The sequence below is a fragment of the Rheinheimera sp. MMS21-TC3 genome (assembly GCF_032229285.1).
Taxonomy (GTDB): domain Bacteria; phylum Pseudomonadota; class Gammaproteobacteria; order Enterobacterales; family Alteromonadaceae; genus Alishewanella.
The window spans coordinates 333250-349669 of record NZ_CP135084.1 but is presented as its reverse complement, the minus strand read 5'-3'; the positions used below and the strand labels follow the sequence as shown (position 1 = coordinate 349669).

The 16420-nt window shown below is 41.9% G+C and carries 18 protein-coding genes; 8 read left to right on the top strand and 10 right to left on the bottom strand.

The genetic code is table 11. The features are described 5' to 3' along the window. Position 1: 1 nt before the first annotated feature. The 8 genes from RDV63_RS01885 to cyaY form a co-directional block, all read right to left on the bottom strand. Positions 2-757 (bottom strand): hypothetical protein, encoded by a 756-nt coding sequence (locus tag RDV63_RS01885; protein WP_313907825.1) that lies wholly within the window; start codon positions 755-757, stop codon positions 2-4. Between the two features lie 61 nt (positions 758-818). Next, a complete protein-coding gene (locus RDV63_RS01880) occupies positions 819-1331 on the bottom strand; it encodes a DNA-deoxyinosine glycosylase (RefSeq protein WP_313907824.1) in 513 nt (170 codons plus the stop codon). A 1-nt stretch (position 1332) separates the two neighbouring features. Further along, entirely contained in the window at positions 1333-2412 is a 1080-nt protein-coding gene (locus RDV63_RS01875) for a heme biosynthesis HemY N-terminal domain-containing protein (RefSeq protein WP_313907823.1), read from the bottom strand. Then, positions 2409-3557, bottom strand: a complete 1149-nt coding sequence (locus RDV63_RS01870; protein ID WP_313907822.1) for a uroporphyrinogen-III C-methyltransferase — start codon at positions 3555-3557, stop codon at positions 2409-2411. Before RDV63_RS01870 ends, RDV63_RS01875 begins: the two co-directional genes overlap by 4 nt. Beyond that, positions 3554-4315, bottom strand: coding sequence for a uroporphyrinogen-III synthase (locus RDV63_RS01865; protein ID WP_313907821.1), 762 nt, complete (start codon positions 4313-4315; stop codon positions 3554-3556). The genes RDV63_RS01870 and RDV63_RS01865 overlap by 4 nt, the downstream gene beginning before the upstream one ends. Beyond that, positions 4312-5268: a hydroxymethylbilane synthase gene (gene hemC / locus RDV63_RS01860; RefSeq protein ID WP_313907820.1), complete on the bottom strand. Its 957-nt coding sequence runs from the start codon at positions 5266-5268 to the stop codon at positions 4312-4314. The genes RDV63_RS01865 and hemC overlap by 4 nt, the downstream gene beginning before the upstream one ends. After that, entirely contained in the window at positions 5269-5949 is a 681-nt protein-coding gene (locus RDV63_RS01855; RefSeq protein WP_313907819.1) for an alpha/beta hydrolase, read from the bottom strand. A gap of 26 nt (positions 5950-5975) precedes the next feature. After that, the gene (gene cyaY, locus RDV63_RS01850; RefSeq protein WP_313907818.1) at positions 5976-6296 is read right to left on the bottom strand and encodes an iron donor protein CyaY; all 321 of its coding nucleotides are present in this window, start codon (positions 6294-6296) and stop codon (positions 5976-5978) included. Between the two features lie 72 nt (positions 6297-6368). On the opposite strand from cyaY, the gene lptM reads away from it, so the two are divergent. From lptM to RDV63_RS01825, 6 genes are read left to right on the top strand one after another with little or no spacing between them, the layout of a single operon-like run. Further along, positions 6369-6572, top strand: a complete 204-nt coding sequence (gene lptM / locus RDV63_RS15245; RefSeq protein WP_409934815.1) for an LPS translocon maturation chaperone LptM — start codon at positions 6369-6371, stop codon at positions 6570-6572. Next, the gene (lysA, locus tag RDV63_RS01845) at positions 6559-7815 is read left to right on the top strand and encodes a diaminopimelate decarboxylase (RefSeq protein ID WP_313907817.1); all 1257 of its coding nucleotides are present in this window, start codon (positions 6559-6561) and stop codon (positions 7813-7815) included. Before lptM ends, lysA begins: the two co-directional genes overlap by 14 nt. 14 nt (positions 7816-7829) lie before the next feature. After that, positions 7830-8660: a diaminopimelate epimerase gene (dapF, locus tag RDV63_RS01840; RefSeq protein ID WP_313907816.1), complete on the top strand. Its 831-nt coding sequence runs from the start codon at positions 7830-7832 to the stop codon at positions 8658-8660. Next, on the top strand, positions 8657-9307 hold the full coding sequence (locus tag RDV63_RS01835) for a DUF484 family protein (protein WP_313907815.1): 651 nt from the start codon (positions 8657-8659) through the stop codon (positions 9305-9307). Before dapF ends, RDV63_RS01835 begins: the two co-directional genes overlap by 4 nt. Then, entirely contained in the window at positions 9294-10247 is a 954-nt protein-coding gene (gene xerC / locus RDV63_RS01830; protein WP_313907814.1) for a tyrosine recombinase XerC, read from the top strand. Before RDV63_RS01835 ends, xerC begins: the two co-directional genes overlap by 14 nt. After that, positions 10247-10954, top strand: a complete 708-nt coding sequence (locus RDV63_RS01825; protein WP_313907813.1) for an HAD-IA family hydrolase — start codon at positions 10247-10249, stop codon at positions 10952-10954. The genes xerC and RDV63_RS01825 overlap by 1 nt, the downstream gene beginning before the upstream one ends. Before the next feature lie 48 nt (positions 10955-11002). Here the strand turns inward: RDV63_RS01825 and RDV63_RS01820 are convergent, their stop codons facing one another. Then, a complete protein-coding gene (locus tag RDV63_RS01820) occupies positions 11003-11446 on the bottom strand; it encodes a hypothetical protein (RefSeq protein ID WP_313907812.1) in 444 nt (147 codons plus the stop codon). A 4-nt stretch (positions 11447-11450) separates the two neighbouring features. Continuing rightward, on the bottom strand, positions 11451-11921 hold the full coding sequence (locus tag RDV63_RS01815) for a hypothetical protein (protein ID WP_313907811.1): 471 nt from the start codon (positions 11919-11921) through the stop codon (positions 11451-11453). Between the two features lie 188 nt (positions 11922-12109). Here RDV63_RS01815 and uvrD point away from each other — a divergent pair, with 188 nt between their 5' ends. Both uvrD and RDV63_RS01805 read left to right on the top strand, forming a co-directional pair. After that, positions 12110-14281, top strand: coding sequence for a DNA helicase II (gene uvrD / locus RDV63_RS01810; protein ID WP_313907810.1), 2172 nt, complete (start codon positions 12110-12112; stop codon positions 14279-14281). Further along, complete coding sequence (locus tag RDV63_RS01805) at positions 14281-16365, top strand: tRNA(Met) cytidine acetyltransferase TmcA (protein WP_313907809.1); 2085 nt, start codon at positions 14281-14283, stop codon at positions 16363-16365. Before uvrD ends, RDV63_RS01805 begins: the two co-directional genes overlap by 1 nt. The last annotated feature ends 55 nt before the right edge of the window (positions 16366-16420 follow it).

The following is a 16420-nucleotide window of genomic DNA, read 5'->3' as shown; positions in this document are numbered from 1 at the left end:
TTTAATATTTTATATGCTTTTGCAGCGCTTGCTTTAGCTGGGTGCTGGTACTAACTTCATCACCGCATGGCACAGTTTTAGCTGCCATCAGGGCAGCAAAGTCATGTTTTGACGGATCAGCAATACGGCAACCCTCTTTGGTGCGGATCAGCTGCCTGCCATCATTTAATTGAGCTATCACCTGCTGCCCTGGATTAGCGCTTAGTGCTTGATATCGCTTGGCTACCGTTATTTTAGGCTGCTGTTGGCTTTGTAAATACTGCTGATAACCAACAGCGGCAGCCTGCTCAATATCAACCGGTGTAGACCCAGCGGCTCGATTGAGCGCTCGCTGAGCTAGACTAAGACCTTGTCTATTGAGTTGTTCTGGCTCGACTTCATTTTGTGTGATTGGCCTTTGCTCTAATTCTGCAATAACGGATTGCGACTGCTCTATACCCCCAGGCTGCGGTTCTACAGCAGTAATGGGTTCTGGTTTAGTATTAACCGACTTAACTTCAACCTTAACTTCAGCCTTAATTTTAGGTTGAATCGGTACTGTTACTGTTGGTTCTGGCTGTAATTTTTGTTTATTACTTGGCACTGGTGCTGAGTATAGATATGAAATAATGGGCTCTGGCTTAACTTTAATGCTAGGCGGTGTGAACTTGCTCTGTAAAATAGCTACTAGCAAGATAGCATGCAATAACAAAGACAGGAGTATTGCTTTACTATAATGCTTATTAAACTGTTTAAATAAAACAATAAACCCAGACAACTGCGCGTCCTTGCTTCAAACTATAATCGGTAAACCTAAGACCTACAGGATCAAGTTTAATTCAATATATAAAGCTTTTAAGTTGTTGCCATTGCTTAAGTTTTTCCTGCAAAGAAAGAGCAGCATAAGCTGGGCTAGTAGAAGGTAGGTTGATTAATGCTATCTCGGTTGGCACTATCTGCAAAGGCAATACATGGCGCGTAAAGCTTTGCGCTGCTTTTGCGCCATTAAAGGCGATAACTTGAAGCTTAGGGTGTTGAGAAAAAAAGCAAGCAAAATCGTTAACTTGCTCGTTTTTAATAGCAGTATCTAAACTCCCCTGTCGTTGGCAGTGGCCTATAACATCCCAAATAGCGACACCTGCATCTAGAAGTGCGGTTAAACGCTCAGAGTAAGCTAAATCTGCTGGAAAACCTGCCAAGTTGGCCATTATAGGCCAAAAGCTATTTCGTGGGTGGGCATAATACTGTTGTTGCTGCAACGATATTGCACCGGGCATGCTGCCTAACACTAATACCCTTGCTCGCGCTGAACTAACGGCTGCTAATCCTTGCAGCCGTTCTATTTCTGCCATATTAACCTAGCGAAGGTTCATACTGCAGCGCTTTTTGCCAAGCAAGATTAGCATGAGACTTATCGCCTTCTTGCTCAGCTAAATAAGCTAATAAAGCATAAATATAGCCATTGCTATCATGATCTCGCAGCCAATGTTGGGCTTGCTTACGTAATTTTAATACTGAAGTACCCAAGGGTATTTGTTTTATATAAACTAAGGCTAAGGGCAGCTCATCTAAAGCAAGTTGAGCAACTAGCGCTTTTTCAGCCGCCTCGGTTTGTCCACTTTTGGCTAACGCCCAAGCTTTACCTATAACCGCAGCCGTTGATTTACGCTCTTTATTAGGCAAATCTTGCCAGTAATCGGCTGTTTCATCAAACCCTGCGCCTTGGCTTAATTGACTTAAAGCAATGGGGTAAATAGCAAAACGTAACTGTTGCCATTGCGGTTTATCAAACCAATTTTGCTTAATAACAGCGGGTATTAACTGAAGCAAACTTTGCCACTGCCCAGCTTGTTGCAGTGCGTAGACATATAGCTGGCCCAAGCTTTTATCTTTGGTGTCTGCGCTAACATAATCATTTAAAACCGCACAAGCTTTAGCCGGTGCATTTTGGCGTAACCATAAGTCGGCTTGCACAAAGCGCTTATTATTATCATCTTCCACTAAAGCTGCGGCTTGTTGTTCAGCTTGCTGCATATTGCCAGCATAAAACTCGGCATAGGCGCTAAGCATTTGCTTTTCGGTCTGCATAAAGCTGTCTGCGCTGGCTTTATTAAGCCATTCTGCTGCTTGAGGCCACTGCTGCTTAGCAAAAGCTTGCAAGCCTAGCTCATAAGCTTGTTGTGCTTTGCGTTGCCGGCGCCAGCGAAAAAAGTTAAACGATACATGCTTAACTCGGAATAACTTACGGATAATAAACGCTAAAATCCAAAGCACTAGGCTCAATATCACTAAGGCGATAATTAAGCCTAATACGGTCATTTCAACCATATATCCGGCAACAATAATTTTAATATAGCCTGGATTATTAACTAAAACGGGGCCAAGCAGCATAGCGGCAGCTACTGCAATAATTAACAATAACAACTTAATCATAAGCCGCTCTCTTCCAGCTGCTGCTGGTATTGCTGCATTTGACCAAGGCTACGCAGCGCCTTGGGCTGAGCACGACTGACATCAAGCTTTAGTAATTGCTGTAGTTGTTGCTGCAACTGTTGCACCGCTATGGCTGCAGGGTCAAAGTAACGCTGTAACTGGTTATCTGCTTGCTGAATAGCTTCGCTGTAAACCGCATTATTATGCTCTAAGGCTGCAAGCTGAGCTAATAATAGCTGCTGACTTAAACTGGTGCGCAACATAAGCTGTTGTTCATTGGTTAAACTAAAATAGTCTTCTGGTACTGCACTGCGAACAATAAATAAGTTACGCCATGTTTGCTGCCAATAGTAGTCTAAGGTTTGCCGCCATTGCTTTAAAGTTACCTCAGGTTTAGTGACGGTATTTATTTCTGTTTGTTGCTGTTTTAACGGCAGTGTCAGAGTGCTTTTTCTGGCTTGTTGCAACTGCAGATGTACTTGCGTTAAATCTAGGCTGCTTAACTGGCTTAACTGCTCAATATCTTCGGTAATGGCTTGGCGCACTAGCACTAAAGAAGGATCTTCTAATTTAATTAGTTTTTCTTGCGCGGTATTAAGCAAAGCGATAGCGGTTGCAAAGTCATATTCTAGCCAAACTTTTTTAGCAGCCAACTGCAGTAAATATTCTGTTTCGGCCAGTAACCAATGACGTGGCGGAGCGCTGTCTTTAGTTTGCACTTGTTGCCGTAGCGCTTGAATTTGCACTTGCAACTCGGTTGCTACTTGTTGTTGTGCTAAATTAAGCTGCCGCTCAACAACAGTAAGTTGTTGCTCTAACTGACGTGTTTGTGCATTTTGATTTTGAGACAGGGTATTTAAAATCTGCTGTTCAGTATTTTGCTGTTGCTGCGCCTGAGCGCTAATGCGCTGCTGTAGTTGCTGAGTGTCAGCAGATTGCTGCTGCATGTTTTGCCACTGCGGCCATAACCAATAAGCTGCGGCTGCAATAGCAACGGTCAGAACAATAATTAATAGTAAATTAAATATAGCCAAGGCTTGGCTAGGCTTTTTAGTGCTAGCCTGTTGCTGCTCGTTATCCATTTTTTGCTTTAACTTTTTTAATGGCTCATCGGCTTCAGTGGCTCTAACGACGGTTTCACTCATTGATAACTCCTGTTTATCTGGCCGATGCTGTGTAATAAAGCTGGATCATTAGCATTTGCTGCCAGCGTAATATTGTTAGTGGCAATACCCAACTGCTGTGCTTTTTGTTGCATCCGTGGGCTAACTACCAGCCAATCTAAACTTTGTAACCAAGCATGTGCAGACAGTGGTATTAGGCTAAATACTTGCTGTAGTATTTCGTTACTGGTAGCCACAATACAACGAATACCCGCTTGCTGCCACTGCTGGTATAATGCGCTACCATCTAATGCTAAAGCTTGGCGTTGGTAATTTAATACGTAGCGCACATCAGCATTTAATGCCAATAATTGCTGCTTAATTAATTCTCTACCACCTTGGGCGCGAATCACTACCACTCGCTTACCTGCTAGCTGTTTAAATTCTGCTAAGCTGATTAAACCTTCGCTACGCTGATCTTGCGGTACACAAACCGAGCGGCCTAACCAAGCAGTTAAGGCTTCTGCTGTTGTATCACCTACAGCGTATAAACTGGCTTTAACTAAGCTGGCATCAAGTTGCGATTGCAAGCAGCGTACGGCGCTAACACTAACAAAAATTAGCGCATCAGCTTGGTGAATTAACTGCTTATCGGCATCATTTATTGCTAGCGGGCAAATCTCTATCAACGGCTGATATAAGTAATTTACACCGTTTTTAGTTAGTTGGGCTAGCATTTTATCGGCTTTACCAACTGGCCTAGCTATTAAGAAAGTGGCATTTTTATCCGTACTACTCATGGCGCGGCCTGATATACCGCCTGTAAAATACGATCGGCACCTTGGGCTAATAAATAATTAGCTAACTCTACCCCTAATGCCTCAGCTTGCGCAGCTGGGCCACGAACTTGATGTTGAATAATTTCGCTACCATCAACCGAACCTACTAAGCCGCGTAACCAAACTTGATCTTGCTCTAACTCGGCATAAGCGCCAATGGGTACTTGGCAGCCACCTTGTAAACGCCGGTTCATTGCGCGTTCGGCTAACACACAAGTGCGGGTTGCTTGGCACTCTAAAGGCGCTAGCAATTGATGAATGTACTCGTCGCCTTCGCGACATTCTATACCTACAGCTCCTTGGCCATTTGCCGGCAAGCTGACTTCAGCAGGTATAATAGACGCAATACGATGCTGCATACCCAACCGAATAAGCCCTGCTGCTGCCAAAATAATTGCTGTATATTCGCCATTATCTAACTTTGCTAATCGGGTATTCACATTACCGCGTAGGTCGCGAACTGTTAGGTCTGGCCGCATGGCTTTAATTTGACATTGCCGACGTAAACTTGAAGTCCCTACCACTGCCCCTAAAGGTAACTGCTCTAAACTGGTAAATTGATTAGACACAAAGGCATCTAAAGGTGTTTCACGTGGGCATATTGTTTGCAAAACTAAGCCTGGCGGGAACTCTACCGGTAAGTCTTTCATGCTGTGCACTGCAATATCGGCGCGGCCATCTAACATAGCCAGCTCTAATTCTTTAACAAATAAACCTTTGCCGCCTATTTTTGCTAAAGGCGTATCTAAAATGATATCGCCCTGAGTCGACATAGGGACTAGCTCAACACTTAACCCCGGATGATGTTTTTCTAACTCCGCTTTTACATATTCTGCTTGCCATAAAGCTAAAGCACTTTTACGGGTGGCGATACGAACTGTTTTGCTAAATATTGGGGTTGAATTAGCCTGCATTTAACTGTCTACCTGATTCATTAATTGGCGTTGAATAAAAGCGCTAACATCTGCCACTTCTTGGGCACACACACTATGCTGCATCCGATAATCTTGCCAGCTAACATTAAAACCTAATTTTTTTAAGTTATAAAAGGCTTGCTGACCGGCAGCCATAGGTACCATTGGATCTTCAGAGCCATGGCCAAAGAATACTGGCGTAGCTTTATTAATATTATTTGCTTCAGCAGCTAACTTTTCTGCAGCACACATATAAGTAGATAGCGCTAAAACACCGGCTAGCTTATAAGGTAGCCGAGGCAATAAATGTAAAGCAATAACGCCGCCCTGACTAAAGCCAGCTAAAATAATCCGCTCGCTGCTTATACCTTGCGCAATTAAACTATCTAATAAAGCAGTAACAGCGGTTGCAGATCCACGCACCCCGCCTTCATCAGCACGATGCGACAAGTCCATGGTTTTTATGTCATACCAAGCGCGCATTCTCATGCCGCCATTTACCGTTATTGCTTGTTCTGGCGCATGTGGAAAAATAAACCTAATACCAGCATCTGCAGGTATACCTAACTCTGGCACTATTGGCGAAAAACCATGACCAGAATCACCTAAACCGTGCAACCAAACCACTACAGCTCGGGTTTCACCGGCTGGAGCAACATCAACAAAGGGAAGTAAAGCCATTTTACCTATCCAAGAAAAGTTAAAAGTTAATTTGGCGAAAAACTTATCGCTGTACCCGCCTGCTGTGATCCTACTTCTGTCAGTAGTTGCCAAAACTCTGCGCCGGTGCGGTTATCTATCCATTTATCGCCTTTCCATTCAAAGTGATGACCATTAAACTTAGTGGCTACCCACAACTGATGCAAGGGTGGCTGCTTGTTAATAATAATCTTGCTTTGATCAGGAAAAGTGATACTTAACAAGCCTTCATGAAACTCATAATCTAGATCTAAATCTATACGTTCTATCGCTTCTTCAACCGCTAACAATGTGCTATCGGTTAATTCATCATATTCAAAGTCATTCATCTTGTTTCACCTGTTTGCTTTTACCGCTAAGAATGCGATTATAGGGTGCAATCAACTAAATAAAAAAACATCATGCTAGCTTTTAAAATTAAAAGGTCACTTTTCATCCTTATTGCCACCTTACTGCTTGGTAGTATGCTAAGCGGCTGTGGCCAAATGGGCCCGCTTACCTTACCACAATCACCGGCAGAAGTGAGTAAACCAGATAAAAACAACTCACAACCAAGCGACAATACATCGATACAATCAGGAGGTGAAGGCAGTGGACCAGTTTAATTATAAAAATCAAATACTTTTTGCTGAACAACAGCCGCTAACTAAGATAGCTGAGCAGTTTTCGACCCCCTGCTATGTCTATTCAAAAGCCGCTATTGAGCAGCAGTACCATGCTTTCGCTGACTCTGCAGCTAAGCATCCAGCCAGTTTAGTCTGCTATGCGGTTAAGGCGAATAGCAACTTAGCTATATTAAACTTATTAGCAAAACTGGGCAGTGGCTTTGATATCGTATCGGCTGGTGAGTTACGCCGAGTTATTGCCGCAGGTGGTGATCCAGCAAAAGTAGTTTTTTCTGGGGTAGCTAAAACTGCTGACGAAATGCGCTTTGCTTTAAACTTAGGTATTAAGTGCTTTAATGTCGAATCTAGTGCTGAATTAGATCAGTTACAGCAAGTCGCTAGCGCTGCCAATATAATAGCCCCGGTTTCTATTCGGGTTAACCCGGATATTGATGCTAAAACTCACCCTTATATTTCTACAGGGTTAAAGGCCAATAAATTTGGTATTGATATTTTGCAAGCTGAACAAATTTATCAAACCGCAGCTAGTTATAGTCATATTAATGTTGTTGGTGTTGATTGCCATATTGGTTCGCAACTAACTGAAGTTCAACCCTTTCTTGATGCCTTAGACAAGCTATTAACTCTTGTAGATAGCCTAGCGACTAATGGCATAGCGTTGCAGCACCTTGATATAGGCGGCGGTTTAGGGGTGATTTATGACGATGAAACGCCACCATCGCCAGCGGAATATATTAGCCAAGTGGTAAAGCGTTTAGCTAACTACCCTCAGCTAGAACTTATTATGGAGCCTGGCCGCGCCATTATGGCTAATGCTGGTGTGTTATTAACTAAGGTTGAGTATTTAAAACCGGGTAACGAGAAGAACTTTGCTATTGTTGATGCGGCTATGAATGACTTAATTCGCCCTGCGTTATACAGTGCTTGGCAAGATATTGTGCCTATAGTGTTAAATAACTCGTTGCCTAGAACTGTTTATGATGTAGTTGGCCCAGTTTGTGAAACGGGTGACTTTTTAGGTAAAGATCGCCCCTTAGCGATTAAGCAAGGTGACTTACTGGCAGTACGCTCTGCCGGCGCTTACGGTTTTACCATGAGTTCTAACTATAATAGTCGCCCCAGAGCGGCTGAAGTTTTAGTTGATGGCACTGCATTACACTTGATCCGTGCTCGTGAGCAATGGCAAGACTTGTGGCGTGGCGAACAAGTATTAACTAGTTAATTTATAAGGCGCTAATGTTATTACATTTTACTAAAATGCATAGCTTAGGTAATGACTTTATGATGGTCGATGCTGTAAGCCAAAATGTGTTTCTAACTAAAGAGCAAATCAAAGCCTTAGCTAATCGCCATACTGGTATTGGTTTTGATAAGTTGCTGATGGCCGAGCCTCCTTATGATCCTGAGCTCGATTTTCATTACCGTATTTTTAATGCTGACGGCACTGAAACAGAGCAATGCGCTAATGGTGCCAGATGTTTTGCCAAGTTTGTACGTGCCCGTGGTTTAACGAATAAACACACTATAGGTGTCAGTACCCAATCAAGTAAAATGAAGCTTTACATCGAAGCCGATGGCCAAGTCACAGTGAATATGGGTACACCGCAGTTAGAGCCTGCTAAAATTCCGTTTAAAGCTCAAAAACAAGAACTAACCTACATTTTACGCGCTGAAGAGCACACCTTACTTTGTGGCGTAGTTGCTATGGGTGAACCCCATGCCATACTCATTGTTGACGAAATAACCACAGCCGCTGTTGATGTACAAGGCCCTATTTTTGAACGCCATGAACGTTTTCCAGAGCGAGCTAATATTGGCTTTATGCAAGTTGTAACCCCTAGTCATATAAAATTGCGGGTATGGCAACGAGACCTTGGTGAAACCTTAGCCTACGGCGCTAACGCTTGTGCTGCTGTAGTTATAGGCCTGTTACAAAATAAACTGCAACACCAAGTACAAGTAGACTTAGCTGGTGGTACTGTACACATTCGCTGGAACGGCCCGGGCCACCCCGTTAAGATGACCGGCCCAGCAGAGCATGTTTTTGATGGACAAATAGCTTTATGACCGAAAGTTTAATCAACCAAGATATAATTGCCGCTGAAGTAGTTAGCGATTATTTGCAAGACCACCCAGAGTTTTTTCAGCAACGTCCGCAACTGTTAGCGTCATTACGTTTATCGCATAAACAACGGGGTAGCGTGTCTTTAGTTGAACGGCAATTAGAGATGCAACGCGAAAAAATTCAAGCTTTAGAAGATGATATAACCCGATTAATGTCTATTGCGCGCCAAAATGAATTGCTCTTTACTGCCTTTAATCAGCTACAAGCTCAGCTGTATCAAGCAACTAGCATGCAACAAGCTCAAGCCGGCTTGCAGCAGTTTATTGATACTATGCCACTAGTCCATACTTTTAAGCTTATCCGTTTTACCGATAACGATATTGATGTTTTTCAAATGTTATTATCGCGCCGATTAGATAACAAGGGGGTATATTTAGGCCGGTTAAATAAAGAAGAGCAGCAAATGCTATTCCCAAACAATATTCACTCAGTAGCGTTAGTATTAATTAAACAGGATAAAAAGCCTTTAGCCTTACTGGCTTTTGGTAGCGAGCATGATGATCATTTTCAGCCCAATATGGACCAGCTGTTTTTACAGCATTTAAGTCATATTTTAACTGAGTTACTACCAGGTTATGACGCAACCTAAGCAAGAGTCCGTTCTTAGTGTCGATTGGCAACAACCAATCGACAACTTTTTATACTATTTGCAATACGAACGCGGTTATAGCAAAAACACCCTAGCTAGCTATCAGCGTCAATTGCAGCAAGTCGGCTTAAGCGTATATAACAACCCAGAATGGCAGCAGCTAAATTGGTTTACGCTAGAGCAAGCTCAGCTTAAGCAGCACATTAACACTTTGCGATTAGCGGGTATTAAGCCGCGCACTATCGCCTTAAAAGTTGCCGCTTTACGCAGTTTTTTTTCGTTTTTACAAGCTCAAAAGCTACGCCAAGATAACCCAGCACTATATTTAACTCTGCCTAAAGCCGCACGCGACTTACCCAAAAATTTGGCCATAGACCAAGTTAATCATCTACTAAACTTTGATAGTAGTGATGATATTTTAGCTAGTCGTGATAAAGCTATTTTAGAGCTATTTTATTCATCTGGTTTGCGCTTAGAAGAATTGGTTAATTTAAATATTAACGATATTGATTGGCAGCAAAAGTTATTACGCGTTATCGGTAAAGGCAATAAACAACGCTTAGTGCCGGTTGGCAGCCTAGCGTTAAATGCCATTCAACATTGGCTAAGCATGCGCCCCGCTTTTAGCCAGCAATTAGCCGAAGCTGACAAGCTAGCCTTGTTTGTTAGTAAACAACATAAGCGCATTAGTGCTAGGCATGTTAGGCAACGAGTGCAGCTATGGGCCAAGCAGCAAGGCTTAAGTCAACATTTGCACCCCCATATGCTGCGCCATTCATTCGCTAGCCATATGTTAGAGTCCAGTCAAGATTTGCGTGCAGTGCAAGAGTTGCTTGGCCACGCTAACTTAAGCACCACTCAGGTGTATACCCATCTCGACTTTACGCATTTAGCTAAAGTGTATGATAGTGCCCATCCTAGAGCGAAGAAGAAATCGTAATGCAAATTTATAAACAATTACAGCCTATTCAAACGTTGTCTTTTGATTTAGACGATACGCTGTATAACAATAAACCCGTTATAGCAGCGGCTGAACATGCAATGTTACAAGCTCTCGGCCAACAATTACCAAGCAAAATAAAAACTGATAATGCTTTTTGGTTACAACAACGTCAGCTATTAGCCATAGCAAACCCAGAAATTCGTCATGATCTTGGTCGTTGGCGGTTACTTAGTCTTGAAGCCGGTTTATTAAGACTTAAGTTTAATCAAACTGATGCCAAAAACATTGCTGATATTGCCTATAGCGCTTTTTTACAACAACGGACTAATATCAGCGTCGATATTAAAATTAAGCAACTACTGGCTGAGCTAGCGAAGTATTATAAACTTATTGCTATTACTAATGGTAATGCTTGCATTGACAAGATGGACATAGGCCACTGGTTTGAGTTTAGTTTGCAAGCAGGACCTGACGGGCGAATGAAACCTTATTCTGATCTATTCTTAAACGCCGCTAAACAACTCAAGCTAGCACCGGCACAAATATTACATATCGGCGACAGCCATCGTGCCGACGTCATCGGCGCTTTAAATGCTGGTTGCCAAACCGCTTGGCTTGATCACCATAACAGTAGCATATCGATATTGCCGCATATTAGACTGACTGATGTGCACATGCTAAAAGGATTAATTGCAAATAATTAATCCTTTTAGCTACAGAAAACAATGAAGTTATCGATTATAAATTTTAACTTACTTAGCTTTATCTAAAAAGGAAGGCTTAATTCGTTTCCAGCATGTTTTACCATTTTTATGCAATATCATCTTATCAACTACTATCCGCCCTTTAAAATAACTTATCTCAGGATCAATAGTTTTTATAAATGTTCCCCAAACTTCTACCCATTCACCACTACAGGAGGAATTAGTTAGGCTCTCGTCATCAGAGTCATCCAGAATATTTATGCTCATAGCATTAAGCATATACTCTGCATGCTTTGCATCGAAAAATAGATTATTCTGATTAAAACCAATAAAAATTCCGTCGACTACAATATTTTTATTATAATGATGTTCAGGTGCAGATATTAGATGGATCACTGAAGTTTGTAACTGATATGTTTTTAAGTCATTACTTGCACAAGCAAAACCATTAAATAACATTAAAACAAAAGTTATTTTTTGTAGATATTCCATATTTTCACCTTATTCTAACCATTGTTTCATCATCACTCACATACAATGCTCCGATTGCATTAGTACCGGTTCCCATAACAAAAATTACTTTTTCAGTTTTAATTGCAAGTCTTTTATATATATTCTGGAAATGGGCTGAACTAAAGCTCTCTAAACGTGTACCAGGAGAAACACCAACAAGAATAGCAACGGTAAATTTATCATCAATTATATCGATAAAATTGCAGGTTAAACCATTATTGCCAACACACTCACGGCCTTGTGGTACATTTGAACTTACTCTGCTAAAACTGTATATTCCTTTGCTATTTTTACGGATTATTACGCCTAAAGATCTTCTTACTCTCATAGGATCATAACCAGCACCACTATTCGCAGAACGTACCTCATCTCCTACTTGCCCTCGCGCTAAATCTAGAACTCTTAAAAATTCTTTATCTTTGCATAATTCTTTGCACTCTTTAACCACATCCATTCTTTATATCTCCGCAGATAAAATAATTAACCATTTTATCACAACCTAACAGAAAAAATCACTTTAATCACACCTCGTTACTAAGAATTAACTTTAACTGGTTATTTATCCACTAATAAGTGCTGTTAGCTTGGCGCACTGGTTTTGGCTGTTATAATAGCTGGCATTATGCTTAGCGAGAAATACCAATGGATGTATCTTACCTGTTAGACGGGTTAAACGATAAACAACGGGATGCAGTAGCTGCATCGCCGCAACATATGCTAGTGCTAGCAGGGGCCGGCAGTGGTAAAACTCGGGTCTTAGTCCACCGGTTAGCGTGGTTAATGCAAGTTGAGCGCGTGGCGCCTTTTAGTTTACTGGCGGTGACTTTTACTAACAAAGCCTCTAAAGAAATGCGCGGCCGTATTGAACAAACCATAGGCGTTAGTTTAAATAACCTTTGGATGGGCACCTTTCATGGTTTATCCCATCGCATGCTGCGGGCCCATTATCAAGAAGCTAGCTTGCCGCAAAGTTTTCAAATTATTGATACTGACGATCAATACCGCTTGGTAAGGCGCATTCTTAAAGCTTTAAATCTAGATGAAAAGCACTGGCCTGCTAAGCAAGTACAGTGGTTTATTAACGGTCGTAAAGATGAAGGCCAGCGGCCAAACATGATTGATGCTTCAGGTGATTTTAGCTTGCAACAAATGCTTAAAATTTACACTGCTTATCAAGAAATGTGCGATCGCTCTGGTCTGGTCGATTTTGCTGAAATTTTATTACGCAGTTTTGAGTTACTGAAAAATAATGCCGATGTTCGGCAACATTATCAACAACGCTTTCGGCATATACTGGTCGACGAATTTCAAGATACTAACGCTATTCAATATCAGTGGCTAAAGCTGTTAGCCGGCACTAGCGCTAAAGTGATGATTGTTGGCGATGATGACCAATCTATTTATGGCTGGCGAGGCGCCCAAGTCGAGAATATTCAAACCTTCTTAAAAGACTTCCCTGATGTTGCAACTATAAGGTTAGAGCAAAACTACCGTTCAACAGCCACTATTTTAAAAGCGGCTAATGCGGTAATTGCCTACAATAGTGGCCGTTTAGGCAAAGACTTATGGACCGATGGCGCTGAAGGCGAGGCCATTTCTTTATATACCGCCTTTAATGAACTAGATGAGGCTCGCTTTATTGTTGGCAGAGTGCGCGACTGGATGAAAAAAGGCGGCAGCTTAACTGATAGCGCCATTTTATATCGCAATAATGCTCAATCTCGCGTACTAGAAGAAGCCTTAATTCAAGAAGGTTTACATTATCGTATTTACGGCGGTTTACGCTTCTATGAGCGACAAGAGATAAAAGATGCCCTAGCCTATTTACGCTTAATGAATAACCGCTTAGATGATGCAGCATTAGAGCGCGTAGTTAACACCCCAGCCCGTGGTATAGGCGAAACAACGTTAAATAAAGTGCGCATTCATGCCCGCAGCCAACAAATAACCTTATGGCAAAGTCTGCAGCAATTATTGAGCGAACAACAATTATCTGGCCGTGCTGCTAATGCCATTAGCAACTTTATGCAGTTAATTGATCTTTTAGCTGAGCAAACAGCCGAGCTACCGTTACACGAACAAGCTGAGCATGCGATTAAAAAATCTGGTTTATATGCCATGTATCAAGCAGAGAAAGGTGAAAAGGCAGAAACTAGAATTGAAAACTTAAATGAATTAATAACAGCCTGCCAAAACTTTGATACTGCTAATGATGTTGAGATGACACCCTTAGCGGCGTTTTTGTCACAAGCAGCTTTAGAGGCGGGTGAGTATCAAGCTGAAGAGCATTCTGATGCAGTACAACTAATGACTTTGCATAGCGCCAAAGGCTTAGAGTTTCCGCAAGTTTTTATTTGTGGTTTAGAAGAAGGCATGTTCCCCAGCATGCAAAGCTCTGAAGATCCTACTCGGTTAGAAGAAGAGCGCCGCTTATGCTACGTTGGTATGACCCGAGCGATGCAAAAGCTATATTTATGCCATGCAGAAAGTCGCCGCTTATATGGCCAAGAGCAGAATAATAGACCATCGCGCTTTTTACGCGAAATCCCAGCTGAATATGTCGAAGAAATTAGGCTAAATACACAGGTTAGTAAGCCAACACAGTTTAGCCGCTTCAGCAACCAAGCCAGTCATGTTGCATTTGAAAATACAGGTTTTAATTTAGGTCAGCGGGTTCAGCATGCTAAGTTTGGTGAAGGTACTGTGTTAAATTATGAAGGTACAGGTGCGCAATCAAGGATCCAAGTAAACTTTGACCAAGTTGGCAGTAAATGGTTAGTTACCGCTTATGCCCGCTTACAAGCAGTCGGCTAATGGTAACCCTACCTCAACTGGCAACCTGGTTGGCACAAGCTGCTAGCTTACAAATCAGGCTGCCAATAGTTTGGCAAGGTAGTGCAGAGCAATTATTGCCATTAACCAAACAATGGCTAAACAACAACAGTGAGCTTACAACCTATTGGCTAGGTGATGATGCACCACCGCAAGCAACTATTGTTAATGCTGGCCGTAATTATCAGCTACTTGGTACTGAATGCGATGTGCTTGTTATAAATGCCTTTAATGGTTTTTCTGCTGATGCTGTAGCCGCAAGCTCGGGTTGTGTTAAAGCCGGTGGTTTATGGTTACTACTCTGTCCCGAGTTTAGCCAATGGTCACAGCAGTCTAATACAGCCCATCAAAGCTTATTACCCTACCCCTTAGATGCAAGCCAGCATCAAGGACATTTTATCGCTTTTTGGCTGCAACAATTACAGCAAAGTAACGTCATTATTGGCCATAACCAACAATTACTGCAATCACTGACATGGCCAACTAAAACGATTATTAAGCAAGCACCGTCACCTTATGCTACTTGTGATCAGCAACAAGCAGTGCAAGCTATCCAGCGTGTCCTAACGGGCCATCGGCGTCGGCCTTTAGTGTTGACAGCTGATCGCGGCAGAGGTAAATCGGCAGCTTTAGGCATAGCCGCTGCGCAATTAGTTAGTCAAACAACACAACCATTTATTATAACTGCGCCGTCACCTCAAGCTGCAGCCATTGCACTACAACATTTTAAAAATCTTGCACCTGCTCACTTACATAACAGTTTTTTATTTATTGCTATTGACGAGTTAATTCAGCAAGCCCCTACTGCGGCTTTACTATTTATTGATGAGGCGGCAGCAATACCAACGCCAATACTGCAGCAGCTACTCACCCGCTATAGCAGAATTGTTTTTGCAACCACAGAGCATGGCTATGAAGGTACTGGCCGTGGCTTTACCGTCCGCTTTCAGCAGCACTTAAACCTGCATTGCCCAGGTTGGTATAAGTTACACTTGAAAACACCTATTCGTTATCAGCAAAATGATCCGCTTGAGCAATTAGTTTTCGCCAGTTTTTTATTACAATCAACAAGCCCACTGCTTAGTAATCTAACAAACCGCTGTACTAATATTCATTGCTATACTGCTGCAGATTGGCTAAAGCAACCAGAAAAGCTACAACAAGTATTTAGTTTACTTAGCTTGGCCCATTATCAAACCCAGGTTAAGGATTTAGCCTCGCTGCTAGATAACCCATATCTAAGCGTTATAACGCTAGAAGCTGAAAATACTGTCCTTGCCTGCGCCTTACTTAGTGCTGAGGGTAAGATAGAGCCACAGTTAGCAAAGCAAATCTACTTTGGCCAACGCCGGTTGCAAGGCCATTTACTCGCACAAAACTTAGCATTTCATTGTGCTCAACCCGAGATGGCAAGTTTAAGCTTACTTAGAGTAATGCGTATAGCTGTGCAACCTGAATTACAACGGCAACAGTTAGGTAGTTATTTATTAGGCCATATTGACGCCTATGCCAAAGACAATAATTTTGCCTATTTAGGCACTAGTTATGGTGTAAGTTTAAGCCTATTAAAATTTTGGCAACAAGCAGATTACCTTCCTATTAGACTAGGCCAGCGTGCAGATAAGGCCAGCGGTGAATATTCTTTATTAATGCTAAAAGTCTGCAAAAAAGAGGGCGATAAGAGCAAAGAATTAGCAGCTAATTTTCAGCAGCTATTACCTAGTTTAGTTGCAGAACATTACCCTAAGCTTGAGCCAAAACTAATCATAGCACTGTCAGCAACAACGCCAACTCCGCTCTTAACAGCCAGAGAACTAGAGCAACTCTGGCTATTTAGTCAACAACAAAGACCCTATGAGCTTATCAGTCACTTACTGCTAGTATGGTTTAATCATAACTTTAAAACTATACCTAAGACTATAGCTGCAACTTTAGTGGCAAAGCTTTGGCAACAGCATAGTTGGCAGCAGATAAGTACTGATTATAAACTTGCAGGTAAAAATGCGATATTAGATGCCTGGCAGCAATTGTTAGCTTTAGATAAAAACATACAAAGAAAACCGTAATTTTACTCAATTAAATTACACTTATTACAGCAAATTATTTTATCATTATTATTTG

Excerpts from the sequence above, each read along its gene's own strand:
- RDV63_RS01835 (WP_313907815.1), top strand. The coding sequence starts at position 8,657 with ATGACCGAAAGTTTAATCAACCAAGATATAATTGCCGCTGAAGTAGTT.
- RDV63_RS01875 (WP_313907823.1), bottom strand. The coding sequence starts at position 2,412 with ATGATTAAGTTGTTATTGTTAATTATTGCAGTAGCTGCCGCTATGCTG.
- RDV63_RS01880 (WP_313907824.1), bottom strand. The coding sequence starts at position 1,331 with ATGGCAGAAATAGAACGGCTGCAAGGATTAGCAGCCGTTAGTTCAGCG.
- lptM (WP_409934815.1), top strand. The coding sequence starts at position 6,369 with ATGCTAGCTTTTAAAATTAAAAGGTCACTTTTCATCCTTATTGCCACC.
- RDV63_RS01855 (WP_313907819.1), bottom strand. The coding sequence starts at position 5,949 with ATGGCTTTACTTCCCTTTGTTGATGTTGCTCCAGCCGGTGAAACCCGA.
- dapF (WP_313907816.1), top strand. The coding sequence starts at position 7,830 with ATGTTATTACATTTTACTAAAATGCATAGCTTAGGTAATGACTTTATG.
- RDV63_RS01865 (WP_313907821.1), bottom strand. The coding sequence starts at position 4,315 with ATGAGTAGTACGGATAAAAATGCCACTTTCTTAATAGCTAGGCCAGTT.
- cyaY (WP_313907818.1), bottom strand. The coding sequence starts at position 6,296 with ATGAATGACTTTGAATATGATGAATTAACCGATAGCACATTGTTAGCG.
- RDV63_RS01815 (WP_313907811.1), bottom strand. The coding sequence starts at position 11,921 with ATGGATGTGGTTAAAGAGTGCAAAGAATTATGCAAAGATAAAGAATTT.
- RDV63_RS01820 (WP_313907812.1), bottom strand. The coding sequence starts at position 11,446 with ATGGAATATCTACAAAAAATAACTTTTGTTTTAATGTTATTTAATGGT.
- RDV63_RS01870 (WP_313907822.1), bottom strand. The coding sequence starts at position 3,557 with ATGAGTGAAACCGTCGTTAGAGCCACTGAAGCCGATGAGCCATTAAAA.
- xerC (WP_313907814.1), top strand. The coding sequence starts at position 9,294 with ATGACGCAACCTAAGCAAGAGTCCGTTCTTAGTGTCGATTGGCAACAA.
- RDV63_RS01825 (WP_313907813.1), top strand. The coding sequence starts at position 10,247 with ATGCAAATTTATAAACAATTACAGCCTATTCAAACGTTGTCTTTTGAT.
- RDV63_RS01805 (WP_313907809.1), top strand. The coding sequence starts at position 14,281 with ATGGTAACCCTACCTCAACTGGCAACCTGGTTGGCACAAGCTGCTAGC.
- hemC (WP_313907820.1), bottom strand. The coding sequence starts at position 5,268 with ATGCAGGCTAATTCAACCCCAATATTTAGCAAAACAGTTCGTATCGCC.
- uvrD (WP_313907810.1), top strand. The coding sequence starts at position 12,110 with ATGGATGTATCTTACCTGTTAGACGGGTTAAACGATAAACAACGGGAT.